Annotated in this window: 14 protein-coding genes; 8 read left to right on the top strand and 6 right to left on the bottom strand. The window is 61.1% G+C overall.

The window, feature by feature from the left end; all coding sequences use genetic code 11:
- Positions 1–38 precede the first annotated feature (38 nt).
- The 3 genes from tatC to lnt are packed head-to-tail and all read left to right on the top strand — an operon-like array spanning position 39 to position 4803.
- The gene (gene tatC / locus AB0O87_RS10100; RefSeq protein ID WP_363516201.1) at positions 39–797 is read left to right on the top strand and encodes a twin-arginine translocase subunit TatC; all 759 of its coding nucleotides are present in this window, start codon (positions 39–41) and stop codon (positions 795–797) included.
- On the top strand, positions 794–3268 hold the full coding sequence (locus tag AB0O87_RS10105; RefSeq protein WP_363514985.1) for a DEAD/DEAH box helicase: 2475 nt from the start codon (positions 794–796) through the stop codon (positions 3266–3268). The genes tatC and AB0O87_RS10105 overlap by 4 nt, the downstream gene beginning before the upstream one ends.
- 11 nt (positions 3269–3279) lie before the next feature.
- A complete protein-coding gene (gene lnt / locus AB0O87_RS10110) occupies positions 3280–4803 on the top strand; it encodes an apolipoprotein N-acyltransferase (RefSeq protein WP_363514988.1) in 1524 nt (507 codons plus the stop codon).
- Here lnt and AB0O87_RS10115 read toward each other — a convergent pair.
- The 4 genes from AB0O87_RS10115 to AB0O87_RS10130 form a co-directional block, all read right to left on the bottom strand.
- Positions 4800–5183 (bottom strand): RNA polymerase-binding protein RbpA, encoded by a 384-nt coding sequence (locus AB0O87_RS10115; protein WP_363514991.1) that lies wholly within the window; start codon positions 5181–5183, stop codon positions 4800–4802. The two genes, lnt and AB0O87_RS10115, sit on opposite strands and share 4 nt — an antisense overlap.
- Positions 5184–5307: 124 nt before the next feature.
- The gene (locus AB0O87_RS10120; RefSeq protein WP_363514994.1) at positions 5308–6084 is read right to left on the bottom strand and encodes a glycerophosphodiester phosphodiesterase family protein; all 777 of its coding nucleotides are present in this window, start codon (positions 6082–6084) and stop codon (positions 5308–5310) included.
- Positions 6081–7010, bottom strand: coding sequence for an SPFH domain-containing protein (locus AB0O87_RS10125; RefSeq protein ID WP_363514997.1), 930 nt, complete (start codon positions 7008–7010; stop codon positions 6081–6083). The genes AB0O87_RS10120 and AB0O87_RS10125 overlap by 4 nt, the downstream gene beginning before the upstream one ends.
- Positions 7011–7019: 9 nt before the next feature.
- Positions 7020–7493, bottom strand: a complete 474-nt coding sequence (locus AB0O87_RS10130; protein WP_363515000.1) for an NfeD family protein — start codon at positions 7491–7493, stop codon at positions 7020–7022.
- A 124-nt stretch (positions 7494–7617) separates the two neighbouring features.
- Between AB0O87_RS10130 and AB0O87_RS10135 the strand changes: the two genes are divergently transcribed.
- Positions 7618–8382 carry an SDR family oxidoreductase gene (locus AB0O87_RS10135; RefSeq protein WP_363515003.1) on the top strand — a complete coding sequence of 255 codons (765 nt, stop codon included), beginning with the start codon at positions 7618–7620 and terminating at the stop codon, positions 8380–8382.
- Positions 8383–8452: 70 nt separating this feature from the next.
- Here the strand turns inward: AB0O87_RS10135 and AB0O87_RS10140 are convergent, their stop codons facing one another.
- Positions 8453–9052 (bottom strand): DUF308 domain-containing protein, encoded by a 600-nt coding sequence (locus tag AB0O87_RS10140; RefSeq protein WP_363515006.1) that lies wholly within the window; start codon positions 9050–9052, stop codon positions 8453–8455.
- An 84-nt stretch (positions 9053–9136) separates the two neighbouring features.
- Between AB0O87_RS10140 and AB0O87_RS10145 the strand changes: the two genes are divergently transcribed.
- Positions 9137–11494 (top strand): excinuclease ABC subunit UvrA, encoded by a 2358-nt coding sequence (locus tag AB0O87_RS10145; RefSeq protein WP_363515009.1) that lies wholly within the window; start codon positions 9137–9139, stop codon positions 11492–11494.
- Positions 11495–11699: 205 nt separating this feature from the next.
- Positions 11700–12050: a hypothetical protein gene (locus AB0O87_RS10150; RefSeq protein ID WP_363515012.1), complete on the top strand. Its 351-nt coding sequence runs from the start codon at positions 11700–11702 to the stop codon at positions 12048–12050.
- A gap of 187 nt (positions 12051–12237) precedes the next feature.
- Here AB0O87_RS10150 and AB0O87_RS10155 read toward each other — a convergent pair whose 3' ends face one another.
- Entirely contained in the window at positions 12238–13860 is a 1623-nt protein-coding gene (locus AB0O87_RS10155) for a GMC oxidoreductase (protein ID WP_363515015.1), read from the bottom strand.
- 190 nt (positions 13861–14050) lie between these two features.
- Here AB0O87_RS10155 and AB0O87_RS10160 point away from each other — a divergent pair, with 190 nt between their 5' ends.
- Together AB0O87_RS10160 and AB0O87_RS10165 are read left to right on the top strand one after the other, a co-directional pair.
- A complete protein-coding gene (locus tag AB0O87_RS10160) occupies positions 14051–14449 on the top strand; it encodes a hypothetical protein (RefSeq protein WP_363515018.1) in 399 nt (132 codons plus the stop codon).
- A 54-nt stretch (positions 14450–14503) separates the two neighbouring features.
- Positions 14504–15829, top strand: coding sequence for an MFS transporter (locus AB0O87_RS10165; protein WP_363515021.1), 1326 nt, complete (start codon positions 14504–14506; stop codon positions 15827–15829).
- The last annotated feature ends 13 nt before the right edge of the window (positions 15830–15842 follow it).

Here is a 15842-nt window from a genome sequence, read left to right on the forward strand (position 1 = left end):
AATCCCCCGAGATGCCGAAGGCAGATCGGGATCGACGGATGTCGCTGGGAGCGCATCTGGTCGAGCTACGCAAGCGCCTGATGTACGCAGCGCTCGCGCTGGTCATCGGAATGGTGATCGCGTTCCTTGTCGCAGACCCCATCATCAATTTCATCACTGAGCCGATCCGGATCATTGCCGATCGACGCGGCGACAGCTTTAGCGCGTTGAACTTCGGCACCATCACATCTGCGTTCGACATGCGGATGCGGATTGCCTTCTCGATTGGCCTGTTCCTTTCTGCGCCGGTGTGGCTCTGGCAAATCTGGGCCTTCATCATGCCGGGCCTCACTCGCAAAGAGGTCAAGTACACCATCGGCTTCGTTGCGGCCGCGGTTCCGCTCTTTTTCGCTGGTTGCTATCTCGGCGTCATGATCATGCCGCACATCATCGAGTTGATGTGGAGCTTTACTCCCGACGGGGGAACCAACCTTTATCAGGCCCAGGAGTACTACGACTTCGTCTTCAAATTGATGATCGTGATTGGTGTCTCGTTTGTTTTGCCGGTCTTTTTGGTCGCGCTCAACGTCGCAGGCGTGATGTCGGGCAGAGCGATTCTCAAAGGGTGGCGTGTTGCCATTCTTATCGCGACGATTTTCGCGGCGCTGGCCACCCCAGCGGCCGACGTGGTGAGCATGCTCATGCTGGCTGGCATCCTGATCGTTCTCTTCTTCGCGGCAACCGGACTCTCGATGCTCTTTGATCGGCGTAAGCGCAAGCGCGATGAGGCTTCGGGCCTGGCACCGGACCTGGTATGAGCTCGCCTTCCGAGAAGTACGCCCAGGCTCGTGCAGCCGCGCAGAACCCGGAGTCTTCCGCGTTCGCCGAGCTCCAAAAGTTCGAGCTTGACCCTTTCCAAGTTGCGGGCTGTCACGCACTGGAGAGCGGCAGCAGTGTGCTCGTCGCGGCCCCGACCGGTGCCGGAAAGACGATTGTCGGCGAGTTTGCGATTCATCTCGCGATGCAGACAGCCGGTGACAAGGCGTTTTATACGACGCCGATGAAGGCGCTGTCGAATCAGAAGTTCCGCGAGCTCGTCGAGGTTTATGGCGCAGACCAGGTGGGACTCCTGACCGGCGACACGAACATCAACGGCAACGCCCGCATTGTCGTGATGACAACCGAAGTGCTGCGCAACATGATTTACGCCGACTCTGCGGCGCTGCGTGACCTGCGCTACGTGATCATGGACGAGGTGCACTACCTCGCCGACCGCTTCAGGGGCGCTGTCTGGGAAGAGGTCATCATCCACCTCCCCGCATACGTGCGTTTGGTGTCGCTGAGCGCCACCGTATCGAATGCCGAGGAGTTCGGAGACTGGCTCGATACTGTCCGCGGCGACACCGAGGTTATTGTCTCGGAGATCAGGCCAGTGCCTCTGGAACAGCATGTTCTGGTGCGTGATGACCTTCTTCCGCTGTTCGATGATCGAGGTGGCGTTGCCACTACTCAGGTCAACCAGGAGCTGATGCGCATTCGCTCGTCTGCGGGAGCGAGCTACGGAAACGGTCGGCAGACGCAGTCGTATCGTGGCGATCGCCAGGGCGGACGCCACGCGCAACGCCAGCGGAACGGTGGACGTCGCTCTGACCGAGTGGCCAACACGAGGCGGGTCGAGCGAGTAGATCGCCCAGAAGTGGTGCGCCTGCTCGAGAGGGCGAATCTGCTTCCGGCGATCTTCTTCATCTTCAGCCGCGTCGGATGTGACGCTGCGGTGCAGCAGGTACGTCGTTCGGGCCTGCGCCTGACAACGGATGAGGAGCGCGCAGAAATTCGCGCTCTCGTCGAGGAGCGCACGCGTAGTTTGCAGGAAGAAGATCTCGGTGTTCTCGGCTACTGGGAGTGGCTAGACAACCTCGAGCGAGGGGTCGCGTCGCACCACGCTGGCCTCCTGCCGGCTTTCAAAGAGGTGGTGGAGGAGCTCTACCGTCGCAAGCTCGTCAGGGTCGTATTCGCAACAGAGACGCTCGCGCTTGGCATCAATATGCCTGCCCGCACGGTCGTGCTCGAGAAGATGGAGAAGTTCAACGGCGAGGCACGGGTGCCGATCACGTCGGGGGAGTACACCCAACTGACCGGTCGCGCGGGTCGGCGCGGAATCGATGTCGAGGGCCACGCCGTTGTGCAGTGGACCGAGAGCATGGACCCGCAGGCGGTCGCCGCGCTCGCGTCGCGCAGAACCTACCCGCTGAACTCCAGCTTCCGGCCGACGTACAACATGGCCGTGAACCTGATCGACATGTTCGGCAAGGCTAGAGCCAGGCAGATTTTGGAGTCGTCGTTCGCGCAGTTCCAGGCGGATCGCGCCGTCGTCGGCCTCGCGCGTCAAGTACGGGAGTCCGAGGAGTCTCTGGCCGGCTACCAAACGGCGATGGCGTGCGAGCACGGGAGCTTTCCTGAGTACGCGGCCATTCGTCGCGAACTGAGCGACCTCGAAAAGAAGAACCGCCAGGATTCGCAGGCGCCACGTGCGTCGCGCGATAAGCGGATGAAGCGCATCCAGACGCTGCGCACCCAGATGCAGCGGCACCCCTGCCACCGGTGCCCTGACCGCGAAGCGCACGCGCGCTGGGCCGAACGATTCTGGAAGCTCAAACGACAGACCGATCGTATTCGGCGTCAGATCGAAACCCGCACTGGCACCGTGGCACGCGTATTCGACCGCGTCGTGGAGGTACTCGAAACCCTGGACTATTTGACCCAGGTCGATGGCGAGACAGCCCTGACCGAGGCAGGTCGCACAATGCGCCGCATCTACGGCGAACGTGATCTGTTGGTGGCAGAGTCCCTTCGTCAGGGGCTGTGGTCTGGTTTGGATGCCCCGTCGCTTGCGGCGATGGCATGCTGCCTTGTCTACGAACCTCGGCGCGATGAAGCCAACTCCGGAGAGCGGGGGTTGCCGCGAGGTGCCTTCAGATCGGCGTATGAGAAGACGACCACGCTCTGGGCAGAATTGGACGACCTGGAACAGGACCATCACCTGCCAGGCAGTGAGCCATTGGCGGCAGGACTAGCGAGTGCGATGCACTCCTGGGCGCGCGGCGGGATGTTGGATCGTGTGCTCGTCGATGCAGACATGGCAGCGGGCGACTTTGTGCGCTGGGCCAAACAGACAATCGATCTGCTGGATCAGCTGTCTATCGTCGCCGAGGACGCGAAAGTAGCGCGCACAGCCCGCGCTGCCCTCGACGGTGTCCGCCGTGGCATCGTTGCCTACTCCGCAATGTGAGAATGGACGGGATGTCTGACTCCCGTGCGCCGCAGCGCGCCCTCTTGCCGCTCTGGGCCGCGGCGCTCAGTGCGGCAATCGCTGCCATTTTGATGAGCTTTGCTTACCCGGCAGCAGCAGTGTGGGGTTTTGCTTTTCCCGCGACGGCGCTGCTCCTGGTGGCACTCATCGGGCGACGCTTCGGGGGAGCGGTGCTCGTATCGCTTATTTACGGCATCGTCTTCTTCGGCTTCCTGGTGTCATGGGTGTCGCGCTACCTCGGCCCCATCCCGTGGGCCGCGCTGAGCGTTGTCGAAGGAGTGCTGACAGCGGCCGCACTCCTTCCCATCGCGCTTGCCTACCGTTGGCTTCCTCTGGCCTTCCCTGGCACCGCAGGACGCCTTTTCGGGCTTCCGACGGTCGTCGCGGCGTTGTGGGTGGGGCGCGAGCTTTTCGTCGGCTCATGGCCGTACGGAGGCTTCCCGTGGGCGCGCATCGCCATGAGCCAGGCAGAGAGTCCTCTCGCGCCTGTGACTTCGTGGGTGGGAGTCAGCGGATTGAGCTTCCTCATGGTTCTGATTGTTGCCATGCTCATCGAGGTGGTGCGACTAGGCGCATGGCGCCAGCCGGTGCGACTGATTGCTCCGGCGGTCATCGCTGTCGCCCTGCTGTTCACGCCTCTTTTTCCGACCGCTGCGACCGGCTCAATGCGAATCGCAGCGGTACAGGGGAACGGTCCGACAGGGTACTTCGACGAGCGTGAGCCGTTCTCGGTGATTCAAGCGCAGACCGATGCCACTGTGCCGCTGTACGGCGAAGATGTCGACCTGTTGGTGTGGCCAGAAGGGTCATTAGACGGCGACCCTTTTCAGAACGAAGCTATCGCGCGGCGTATGACTCTCGTCGCGAACCGCATCGATGCGCCCTTGCTTGCCAACGCGGCGACGGGGCGGGACGACCTGTTTTTCAACACGTCGCTGCTGTGGAACACCGATGGGACGTCCACGCAACTGCACGACAAACGTCATCCAGTGCCGTTCGGCGAGTACGTTCCAGATCGCCCGTTCTTCAACGCGCTTGCACCAGACCTGATCGGGCTCATCCAGCGCGAGTACACGCCTGGATCGAATCCACCGGTTTTCGACGTCGACGGGGTGCTGGTCGGACTCGCGATCTGTTTTGACGTGATCTACGACGATGTGATCTGGGAAGACTTGAACGGCGGTGCCGAAGTGCTCGTGTTCCAGACAAATAACGCGGACTTCCGCGGCACCGACGAGAATTTGCAGCAGCTCGCCTTCGCCCGCATGCGCGCGATCGAAACAGGACGCAGCGTCGTCAACATCTCCACCGTTGGCACCAGCCAGGTCATCACCCACGACGGAGCAACGACGACCAGTCTGGACGCAGATGAGGCCGGGGCGATGCTCGAAGATGTCGAGCTACGCTCCGGCCTCACGGCTGGTGTTGTTGTGGGCCCCTGGATTCAGCAGTTGCTGCTGTGGGGCGGGTTGGGCGCACTCCTCGTTGGATGGTGGCGCGCCCGCCGGCGCTAAGCGCCGATCTTTTCGCGGGTGGGGTCTTCTCCGGCTCCACGACGGGCGCGGATAAACGCAAGGCGCTCTTCGAGGAGCTCCTCAAGTTCTGCACGACTGCGTCGTTCAAGCAGCATGTCCCAGTGGGTACGCGCTGCCTTCTCATCGGTGACCTCTAGCGTGACGGCATTGCCATCGACGTTCAAACGGGACTCAGCGCCGCACGCGCGGCACTCCCAGGTCTGGGGCGGCTCGGCGTCTGCCGCGAACATCAAGTTCGTGACGTGGGCGCAAGTGTCACAGGTATAGGTGGTCTCACGGCGTTCCATGAAAACGACGCCCTCTTCGCTCTGTAGGCTTTGGGCGCCGAGTCGGATGCCGCGCAGGCTGCGATCTGCCATTGTGTGGTCCTCTCGTCGCTGTCAGGTATAACGCTCCAGCCTGTGCGCTTCATCCACGCAAGCGCATTCTCGGCAGAACTCACAGGTTAATCCCAGCACCGGAGGTTATAGGGCGCGTCGGGGCTCACTGTGGATGAAGAACTTCGTACGCCAAATCTGCGCGATCAGACACCACTCCGTCAACGCCGCTGGCGACGAGCCGCTGCATATCTGCAGGGTCGTTGATGGTCCAGACGTGCACTTCGGTATCGTGCTTGTGCGCCGCGTCGAGAAGCGCAGGAGTGAGCACCTTCACGGGGCCCTGCTTCTCGGGAATCTGAAGCGCATCGATGTCTGCGAGGGCACGCGCAGGGGAGAGGTGCAGGGCGGTCAGGGCTCTGATTAGCGCGATGGTCGCACTTCCGGCCGACACCGCTGGACGCATTCTGGCGCCAGATCGCAACACTGAGGCGACTGCATCTCGACGAACACGATCAGAGAAGCTCGCGAGAAGTACCCGGTGCGTGTGTTCGCGCAGGGTCGGGCCAAGGGAGTCGATGGCTGTGGCAGTCTTCACATCAATATTGAAGCGGGCTTCGGGGAAGCCGTCGAGCGCCTCCTCAACCGTCAGAAGCCCGCCGTGATCTTCGAACATCGCCCGCAGGTCGCGTGTAGAGACGCTATTCACAGCGCGGGGATCGCCCGCGAGACGCTCGATCGTTGCGTCGTGGAACAGCACCACGTCGCCGTCTGCTGTCACCTGGCAATCGGTCTCGATGTACTCGATTCCGGCGGCGTCTGCTGCTGCAAAAGCGGCGGCAGAGTTCTCCCACACGCCGGAGTTTTCGCCCTCCGCGGTAACGAGACCGCGGTGGGCGAAAACTCGAGGAAAACGCGTTCCCGTAAAGAACGGGTGGGTCACGCGCCGGGGGGAGTGTTGGGCGGGGTCTGGCCCGGCTTCGGTGTGAACGCAGATCCGATGCCCTTGAGGGCCTCCGTCAGCTCGCTCGGGATGATCCAGAGCTTGTTGGAGTGGCCTTCGCTGATCTTCGGCAGCATCTGCAGGTACTGGTAGGCAAGGAGCTTGTCGTCAGGCTCGCCCTGGTGGATCGCGGTGAAGACGTTCTGGATGGCTTCGGCCTCACCCTGAGCACGCAACACTGCTGCCTGTTTGTCGCCTTCTGCACGCAGAATCTCGGCTTGGCGTGCACCCTCGGCCTCGAGGATCGCCGACTGCTTCGTACCCTCCGCTGTCAAAATGGCCGCACGGCGGTCCCGCTCTGCACGCATCTGTTTCTCCATCGAATCCTGAATGGAGATGGGCGGATCGATAGCCTTCAGCTCCACCCGGCCGACGCGGATGCCCCACTTGCCCGTTGCCTCATCGAGCACGACCCGCAGCTGTCCGTTGATGTTGTCACGGCTGGTCAGAGCTTCTTCGAGGTTCAACCCACCGACGACGTTACGCAGGGTCGTGGTCGTCAATTGCTCGACAGCGCCGAGGTAGTTCGCGATCTCGTAGGTTGCCGCACGTGCGTCTGTGACCTGAAAGTAGACGACCGTGTCGATGGAGACCACGAGGTTGTCTTCGGTAATCACCGGCTGCGGCGGGAAAGAGACAACCTGCTCGCGCATGTCGATCAGGGGGCGGAGTCGATCGATGAACGGCACGAGAACGTTCAAGCCGGGTGTGAGTGTCTTGTGATATCGGCCCAATCTCTCAACGACCCCCGCAGTGGCTTGAGGGATGATGCGGATCGCTCGAGCGACGGTGACCACCACGAAGATGATCACGGCAATCACCAGGATCCACAGAATCACGGTGGGGATGAACGATGAGTCGTTCACGAGGTACTCCTAGTCGTTTGTAGGACGGACGATAACGGTGGCGCCGTTGATCTCGCTCACGGCGATCGGTGCACCCTGCGGAATCGAGACGCGGGCCACCGGTCGGGCGGTCCATGTGTCTCCGTTGGCGAGTTTGACCTGACCGGAGACCGGAGTGATATCGCTCAGCGCGACACCTCTGAGGTCTACAAGCGCATCGACATTCGATTTGGCTGGGTCTTCGCCCCGTCGAAGGCGCTTCAGTAACGGCGGGCGCAGAAAGAGAATGAACAGTGCGGAGGCTGCTGCGGCGATGATGACCTGCAGCCACACTGGTGCGCCGATGAGGTCGCTGGCGAGACCCACCACGCTGCCGAAACTGAGCATCAAGAAAGTGAAGTCCAGCGTGAGCATCTCGATGACGAGGAAGACGGCGATCAGTACCAGCCAACCGATCCAAGCCCATTGGTCGACGAATGTGACGAATGTTGAGAAGTTGTCCATGCGGTCTCCTTTGTGGTCAACGTATCACGCGCAAGAGCGCCGAACACGGTGCCTCGCACTGCACGCTTGGTAGTGTGTGAGAGCCGTGCGATCGCGGCTTTTTCACGCATTATGAGGAGTCACCGTGACCGACGTTCTTCCCGCAGGATCTCTCGAAGGCAAGGTGGCCCTCGTCACCGGTTCATCGCGAGGAATTGGTGCAGATACCGTCCGCTTCCTCGCTGAAGCCGGCGCCGATGTCGTCATCAATTTCCGCAACAAGGCTCCTCGTGCAGAGAAGCTTGCCGCACAGCTGCGTGAGCTCGGCCGTCGTGCGCTCGTCGTCGGCGCCGACCTCACCGACCCGGCATCTGTGGCTGAGATGTTCGACGCCATCCGTGCCGAATATGGGCGACTCGATGTTTTGGTGCTCAATGCTTCTGGCGGCATGGAGTCTGGAATGGCCGAGGACTACGCGCTAAAGCTCAATCGTGATGCGCAGCTCAACGTCTTGAACGCCGCGACTCCGCTGCTGTCCGACGGTGCTCGTGTGGTCTTCGTGACCAGCCACCAAGCCCACTTCATCCGCACCACGCCGACAATGCCGGAGTATGTCCCCGTTGCGCTCTCGAAGCGCGCGGGAGAAGATGCGCTTCGTGAACTCATCCCGGGTCTGGCAGAAAAGGGGATTGGCTTCACCGTTGTCTCCGGAGACATGATCGAGGGAACCATCACCGCAACGTTGCTGGAGCGCGCGAACCCCGGTGCGATCGCTGGTCGCCGCGAGTCGGCTGGCAAGCTGTACAACGTCTCGGAGTTCGCTGCCGAGGTCGCTCAGGCCGCGGTTGACCCGGTACCTGCTGACAACACCCGGCTCGTCGGTGACGTGAGCGCGTTCGTCGCTGAGTAAGACGACCAAAAGGTTCGGCCCCGCTCTGCTGTTGCAGAGCGGGGCCGAACCTTTTGTGTAGCTGGGGGAGTTACTTCGCTGCGCCACCCTGGACGGCTGCGATGTATTCCTTTTCATCCTTACCGAGCGTGAAGGCACGCACGATCTGGATGATTCCGAGCACCACCAGAGAGATGCCGAGCAGCAGCCAAAGCGCGAAGCCAGCGATCAGCGGCGAGAACAGCACGATGATTCCCGCGACGATGCTGAGGATCGCGTAGAGGAGAGTCCACACGCGCGATCCGTCGCTGCCCAGCAGAGTCAGCGCCACAACGCCATCGACGATCCAGCTGATGCCGATGAAGATGACAACAATGATCGCCAGAGTTGCGGTGGCAACCTCCAGGTTGAAGAACGCGATAACACCGGCGACGATGTAGACGAGGCCGAGGAAGATGTGACCGACGCGGGCCCATCCACCCTTCGAGCTGGAGAAGATTCCGAGGCCGATGTATACCAAGCCGGCGACGACGAGGTAGGAAGCGAAGATCGCCGTGACGATGACCGCAGACTTGCCCGGCCAAACAAGAAGGACGATTCCTGCGATCAGCGCGAGCACACCGGCGACGGCGAGCGAGATGCGGATCGACTTGAACAGGGACTTAGTGGCCGCCGTAAGTGGTTCAGACATGGTTGGGGGACCCCTTTCTGAGAAATTGCTGTGAGGGTGCCTCACTAGGTTAGCGTGTCTCACCCCGCGTGTACGGTAACCAGAATGAGCGCCGACGAGCATCCCGCAGACAGCCACGACTTGATCCGCGTGCAGGGAGCGCGCGAGAACAACTTAAAGGATGTCAGCGTCGACATTCCCAAACGTCGTCTGACCTTATTCACCGGGGTCTCCGGGTCGGGTAAGAGCTCGTTGGTCTTCGACACGATTGCCGCGGAATCGCGGCGCATGATCGACGAAACATACAGCGCGTTCGTGCAGGGCTTCATGCCGTCGGTTCCGCGCCCAGACGTCGATGTTCTCGAGGGGCTCACGACGGCGATCATCGTCGACCAGGAACGGTTGGGCGCGAACCCTCGATCGACGGTGGGAACAGTGACAGACGCGAACGCCATGCTTCGCATCCTGTTTAGCAAACTGGGGCAGCCGTATATTGGTGGACCGACCGCGTTCTCCTTCAATATCCCTACCCAGAAGGCGAGCGGAGTGATGACGGGGCCTGGCGGTGAGAAGAAGATCGTCAAAGACGCGATCTACCTCGGCGGCATGTGCCCACGATGCGAAGGCAGGGGAGCGGTCTCCGATCTCGACCTCGCTCAGGTGGTCGACGAGTCGAAGTCTCTCGACGGTGGAGCGATCATGGTTCCGGGGTACACCGCAGATGGCTGGATGGTGAAGGGATTTTCTCAGTCGGGTTTTTACCCTGCAGACAAGCCGATATCGCAGTTCACCGACAAACAACGACGCCTCTTTCTCTATGGCGAAGTGACGAAGGTGAAGATCTCGGGGATCAACATGACCTATGAGGGTCTGATCCCAAAGATCACCAAGTCGATGCTCTCGAAAGATCTGGAGGCATTGCAGCCGCATATCCGGGCGTTCGTCGAACGAGTGGCCACTTTTGCGCAGTGCCCTGAATGCGACGGCTCTCGACTCACCGAGGGTGCTCGGTCGTCGAAGATCGATGGTGTGAGCATCGCCGATGCGTGCCGTATGCAGGTCACGGATCTGGCCACATGGGTCGGCGGGTTAAATCTTCCGGGCGCTGGGCCGCTCCTGGAAGCATTGAGAGCAAATCTCGATGCTTTCGTCACGCTGGGGCTGGGCTACCTGTCATTGGACCGCCCATCGGGAACTTTGTCTGGGGGAGAGGCGCAACGCATAAAAATGTTGCGTCATCTGGGATCTTCGCTCACCGACATTACCTATGTCTTCGACGAGCCGACCATTGGGTTGCACCCACATGACATTGAGCGCATGAACAAGTTGCTCCTGCAGCTGCGTGACAAAGGAAACACGGTGCTCGTTGTGGAGCACAAGCCAGAAACGATCGCGATTGGCGATCATGTTGTTGATCTCGGGCCTGGAGCGGGAAGCGCCGGGGGAGAGGTGTGTTTCGAGGGGACTGTCGAGGGGTTGAAAACCAGCGGCACCCAGACGGGCGAGCACCTTGATGACCGCGCGCAACTCAAAGAGTCGGTGCGGTCAAGTGACGGTGCCATCGAGGTGCGCGGTGCGACCGCCAACAACCTTCAAAACGTCGACGTCGATATTCCCACAGGCGTGCTGACCGTCGTCACGGGCGTCGCAGGTTCGGGAAAGAGTTCCCTCATTCACGGTTCGGTGTCACAACGCGACGGTGTTGTGGCGATCGACCAGGGGGCGATCAAGGGGTCTCGGCGCAGCAATCCTGCGACTTACACCGGGTTGCTCGATCCGATCCGCAAAGCTTTCGCCAAGGCAAATGGCGTGAAACCTGCATTGTTCAGCGCGAACTCCGAGGGCGCGTGCCCCTCATGCAAAGGCGCCGGGGTCATTGTGACCGAGCTTGGATTCATGGACACGATCGAGACGCCCTGTGAGGACTGCGGGGGCAAGCGTTTTCAGGCCAGCGTTTTGGAGTACCACCTCGCCGGCAAAGACATCACTCAAGTTCTTGACCTACCCGTCGCCGAAGCACGGGTGTTCTTTAGCGAAGGCGACGCCAAGCTTCCCGCTGCCGCTGCGATCCTCACGCGATTGGAAGACGTGGGCCTCGGATACCTTTCGCTGGGACAGCCATTGTCTACGCTTTCGGGCGGTGAACGCCAGCGCATCAAGCTCGCCATCCAAATGGGCGAGAAAGGCGACGTGTACGTGCTCGATGAGCCGACGACAGGACTGCACCTGGCGGACGTCGAGAAGATTCTTGGTGTGCTGGATCGTCTTGTCGAATCCGGTAAGACGGTGATCGTGATTGAGCATCACCAGGCTGTCATGGCTCACGCTGACTGGATTATCGACATTGGGCCAGGTGCTGGTCACGACGGCGGCAAGGTGGTGTTCGAAGGCACACCGACCGAGTTGGTGAACCAGAAAACGACACTCACCGCGAAGCACCTCGCTGAATACGTCGGCGCCTAGCCCGCAGACGCCTTGGCGCGTCTCAGACCCTTTCGGCAATGTGCACTAATGCTGAGCATGTCGTCCAACGCTGGAGTCGATACTGTTGACGTATGGGATCCGCTGTTCGATGAGGTCAAGTACAGATTTCCGATCCGGCGTCCGAGCATCATCGTGGCCCGTGCGCTCAACGGTTAGCGGGTCGCGGGCTCTGTGGGTCATGTTGATGGCAATTGCGCTTGGTCTGGTCGGTTGCGCAGCTCCTGCATCGTCCGTGCAACCCGAGGTCGATAAAGCAGTTGTGGCGACAGTGCCTTACGAGTTCGCATCCGCACTAACGGTATTCGACGCCGATGCCGGCGAGTGCCTCACGACCGTCGTCCTGCGACCTGACAAATACGGTCTCAGTGCCTCTGAGGCGGAAGCAGCGATCGATCTCCTCCGCGAGAGCGCCAGGGAAATGTCCTGCAGTGCGGTGCTCCACCTTGTGGACAGCGATGGCTCGCAACGCGATATAAGCCACATCGCAAAGTACCTGCCCGTCGAAGCGCGAGACGGCGACCTCATTATTCCCTGACTTGCACACGGTCGTCAGGTCGCGTTCTGAGATGCAATCGCGCCGGAGTCTAGCGCGGCGGCCAGAGTGAATTAGGCATGACGTCCTAAGAACAAGACCCAAGCTGATCGATATCCGATAATGCACATTATGTCAGTTTGAAACGGTGGCGCGTCTCCCGTCTCCTCAGAACGCCGGTTATAAGCCGTCAACCTTTCGCTGCGATGATCTGTTCGATGTTGCGTTCAGCCAAAGCCGAAATCGTCAGCGATGGATTTACTGCCCCGGTACTACCGGGGATTAGTGCTCCGTCTACAACGTAGAGGCCGTCGTAGCCCCGGACTCGCCCGTAGTCATCCGTAGCTTTGCCGATCACTACTCCCCCGAGTGGGTGTGCGGTAAAGCTCGCATTGACGTCAGGCACTCCCGCAAGTGGGAAACCGACGCCGGTGCCGGCTGCCGCCGCTATCCGGTTGTGTACGGCGCGCAGTGCCGCCACGACATTGGCATTGCCATTGTCGGGCCAGATGAGTTCCGTTTTGCTGGTCTTAGAGTTGAAAACGAACTCGCCGCGAGTCGGATCCATGACCATTCCGAGCGATCCGATGAGCGACATGTCGAGAGGCAGACCGGGAACGTACCAGTTCTCCAAAGTTACCGGCAGCGACTGGGAATCACTGATCATCGAGGCTGAGGGCGCCGCCTGAACCAGGCCGTTTCCGGCGGTGGTCAGACCGCGCACAAGCGCCGCGTCGCCGTTATTGCCCCACCCTTTTCCGACGTGCTCGTTGAGGTTCGGTAGGGCTCCGGTGGCCTTGGCTTTGACAAGCAACTCCGACGTGCCCATTGAGCCCGCCCCGAGGAAGAGACGGTCGCAGGTGAGCGTGCGTGATTTAAGCACTCGCGCCGCCGGGTCAAGCTTGTCGATCGTCACGACGTAGCGCCCGTCGGCGGCTCGAGATACCGAGGTGACTTCGTGTCTTGCGTAAATCTTGCAACGGCCAGTTGCCTGTGCGTCCAACAAGTAATTCTGGTTGAGGTCGAATTTTGCGCCGTTGGCGTTTCCGAGGTTCGACTCCCCCTTGATGGCCGACGGCCGTGAGGCACCCCGTAGCTCCTTCGCGACGGTGTCCCAGTTCCATAAGCCCTCGATCTTCTTCGGAGAGTAGCCGGCTTTCCGTGCGTCGGCGTCCCAGATTCGTGAGTGGGTGAATGGCCTAGATTCGTAAAGCTTCGTGGGCAAGGTGCTGAGGTTGAGGCGGTTGCGCACACGCGGGTAGTACGTGGAGTTCATCTCTTCGAAGGGCACAGTGCTGCCGAATAGGTCTTCGAAATGACGCTGTTCAGGCTGGATCATCACGCCGGTGAACACCATGGACCCTCCGCCGACAAGCGACCCTCGCCATACAGAGAGCGTCCCGTGCGTTGTCACCTCCAGCACTCCGCCGTAGCTGTCAGTAGGGACCGTCGGTGCTCCGGTCAGCGGAGGAACACCTCTGCTTCGCCAGTAGGCACGACCGTCTGGCAGTGCGTCATTGGCAAAGATGGGTCGCCAGGAGCTCGTCGGCCACTTTGACCCCCGCTCCAACATCGTCACGGACACGCCAGAGGACGCGAGTCGTGCGGCTGTAATCGACGCACCAAAACCGGTCCCGATGACCAGGGCCTCCGAGTGATCTGGTGCATCGGGGATCGGCCGGTAGAGCTCCGGAACGAGGAACGGATACTGCGGTCCCGCCGCTTGCGCAGCGCCTGCCCCCGGCCCAGCGATCGCGCCAAACAAGCCGAATGTGGCCGCTCCCCCAAGTAGCTGCCGTCGGGTCACTCTCATGAATACTCTCCAGTCGTCGAACGCGTGACTTATCTGCGGCGGTCTCCGCCACAAATCCCCGTCGGGAACTTTATGTTGTGGCGTAAAAGTGAGACGACATTTTCTCCGCGCGTCTTCTGGCGTCGCAAGAAGATAGATCTGGCATTCTCGTCGTGACGGTGCCGTCTTGTTCCTCGGCGGAGTGTTGATAATGCCTCTCTCGACTCTGGTGCTCAAGCTGATGGGCGGTCCTGCCGCTCTCCCCCAGGGGCACCCATCTATCTCCCTCGCAATCCAGAGTGCCTTCACCGTGCCGTTGGGGTTACTCGTCGCGATCGCGCTCGGCAGCCTCGAACCGTCGCTGTTTCTACCGGCGGCTCTGATCATCGTGGGCGCGCACTACCTCACCTTCATCTCCCTCTATGGGATGTGGCTCTACGGGGCGTTGGCTGGCGTTCTTGTCGCGGTCGGTACAGCTGCCATATTCGTCATGCCCGACCTCCGTGATACGAGCGGATGGGTCGGTTCAGCAATCCTGCTTCTCGCCGCAATTCCGCTGTATCTGACGTACCGAGCCGAATTCCAAGGTCACCACTCCTCCGTGGCCTAATTTGGCGTACCGGTGTGCCGACATCGCTGTGCAACACAGGAGTAGCGTTGGGACGTGCAACAAGTCTCCCGCTCCCCCGTCTCTACGCCGGGCTGGCGCGCATGGGTGATCTGGTCGGTCGGTGTCGCCGCGTACGTTCTCGCGATCACTAACCGCACCTCGCTCGGTGCGGTGGGAGTGGAAGCGGCAGACCGGTTCCAGGCCGATGCGTCGACACTGGCGTTGTTCGCCGTCGTGCAGCTTGCTGTCTATGGCGGGATGCAGATTCCGGTGGGGATTCTGCTTGACCGGTTCGGTTCGCGACCCATCATGACTATCGGCATGCTGTTGATGGCCGCTGGCCAGTTGACGATGGCCCTCTCCCCCAGCATTGGCGTCGCGCTGGTTGCGCGTGTGCTGCTGGGCGCCGGAGACGCTGCCATCTTCCCCGCGGTGCTGCGCCTGGTCGCCACCTGGTTTCCTGCACAGCGGGGACCCATCATGGTGCAGTTCACCGGAATTATCGGTCAGTCAGGGCAGCTTGTTGCGCTGGTTCCCGTCGCTGCCCTGTTGCATGCAACGACATGGACGATCACGTTTGGCAGCATCGCCGGACTCGGCGTGCTCTTTAGTATTTTGGTTGCCCTTGTCATACGCAACCACCCTCCAGAGCGCGGTGCCGATGTCTCGGTGAACACCGACACCGGAGTAATCCGCGTGGTGACATCCGCCATCGATACCGGGGTTGGCATTCGGGCGGCGTGGGCGCACCCTGGCACACGTCTCGCATTCTGGTCGCACTTCACCACGCCATTCGCTGGAACCGCCTTCGTGCTGCTCTGGGGCATGCCGTTCTTGACCGCCGCTGAAGGGCTCGACACGGCACATGCTGCTGGTGTGATCTCTGTATATGTCGTTGCGGGCATGCTCATCGGACCGATCATTGGTGACCTATCCCGTCGCTTTCCGACCTATCGATCGCTCGCACTCGTCTTGCCAGCGGTGGCCGTGCAGATGACCGCGTGGATCGCCGTGATTGCGCTTCCGGACACCGCGCCGATCTGGCTGCTCTACGTGTTGGCCGTGGCGCTCGCTACCGGTGGCCCGGCGTCAATGATCGCGTTCGACCACGCACGTACTCACAACCCCAGCCACCGGCTCAGCACAGCCACTGGCGTCACGAATGCTGGCGGTTTTATCGCCGCACTCATCGCGATCTTCTTGATCGGCCTCGCCCTCGACATCCAGGGCGCTGGTACCCCCGAGACGTACTCCCTAGACGCGTTCCGTGTCGCATTCCTGATGCCGATCCCCCTGTGGCTGATCGGCACGACGTTCATCCTCATCGAACGCAAGCGAACGCGCATTCGCATGGGGCTAGATCCCGAGCGTCAGCGCTAGGCGCTCTCTACCT

Origin of the sequence: Microbacterium sp. NPDC076768, assembly GCF_040687205.1 — a bacterium.
Lineage (GTDB): Bacteria > Actinomycetota > Actinomycetes > Actinomycetales > Microbacteriaceae > Microbacterium.

Bases quoted from the DNA above. Each gene is read 5' to 3' on its own strand.
- AB0O87_RS10130 (WP_363515000.1), bottom strand. From the start codon at position 7,493: ATGGACAACTTCTCAACATTCGTCACATTCGTCGACCAATGGGCTTGG.
- AB0O87_RS10150 (WP_363515012.1), top strand. From the start codon at position 11,700: ATGGCAATTGCGCTTGGTCTGGTCGGTTGCGCAGCTCCTGCATCGTCC.
- AB0O87_RS10115 (WP_363514991.1), bottom strand. From the start codon at position 5,183: ATGGCAGATCGCAGCCTGCGCGGCATCCGACTCGGCGCCCAAAGCCTA.
- tatC (WP_363516201.1), top strand. From the start codon at position 39: ATGTCGCTGGGAGCGCATCTGGTCGAGCTACGCAAGCGCCTGATGTAC.
- AB0O87_RS10105 (WP_363514985.1), top strand. From the start codon at position 794: ATGAGCTCGCCTTCCGAGAAGTACGCCCAGGCTCGTGCAGCCGCGCAG.
- AB0O87_RS10160 (WP_363515018.1), top strand. From the start codon at position 14,051: ATGCCTCTCTCGACTCTGGTGCTCAAGCTGATGGGCGGTCCTGCCGCT.
- AB0O87_RS10140 (WP_363515006.1), bottom strand. From the start codon at position 9,052: ATGTCTGAACCACTTACGGCGGCCACTAAGTCCCTGTTCAAGTCGATC.
- AB0O87_RS10145 (WP_363515009.1), top strand. From the start codon at position 9,137: ATGAGCGCCGACGAGCATCCCGCAGACAGCCACGACTTGATCCGCGTG.
- AB0O87_RS10155 (WP_363515015.1), bottom strand. From the start codon at position 13,860: ATGAGAGTGACCCGACGGCAGCTACTTGGGGGAGCGGCCACATTCGGC.
- lnt (WP_363514988.1), top strand. From the start codon at position 3,280: ATGTCTGACTCCCGTGCGCCGCAGCGCGCCCTCTTGCCGCTCTGGGCC.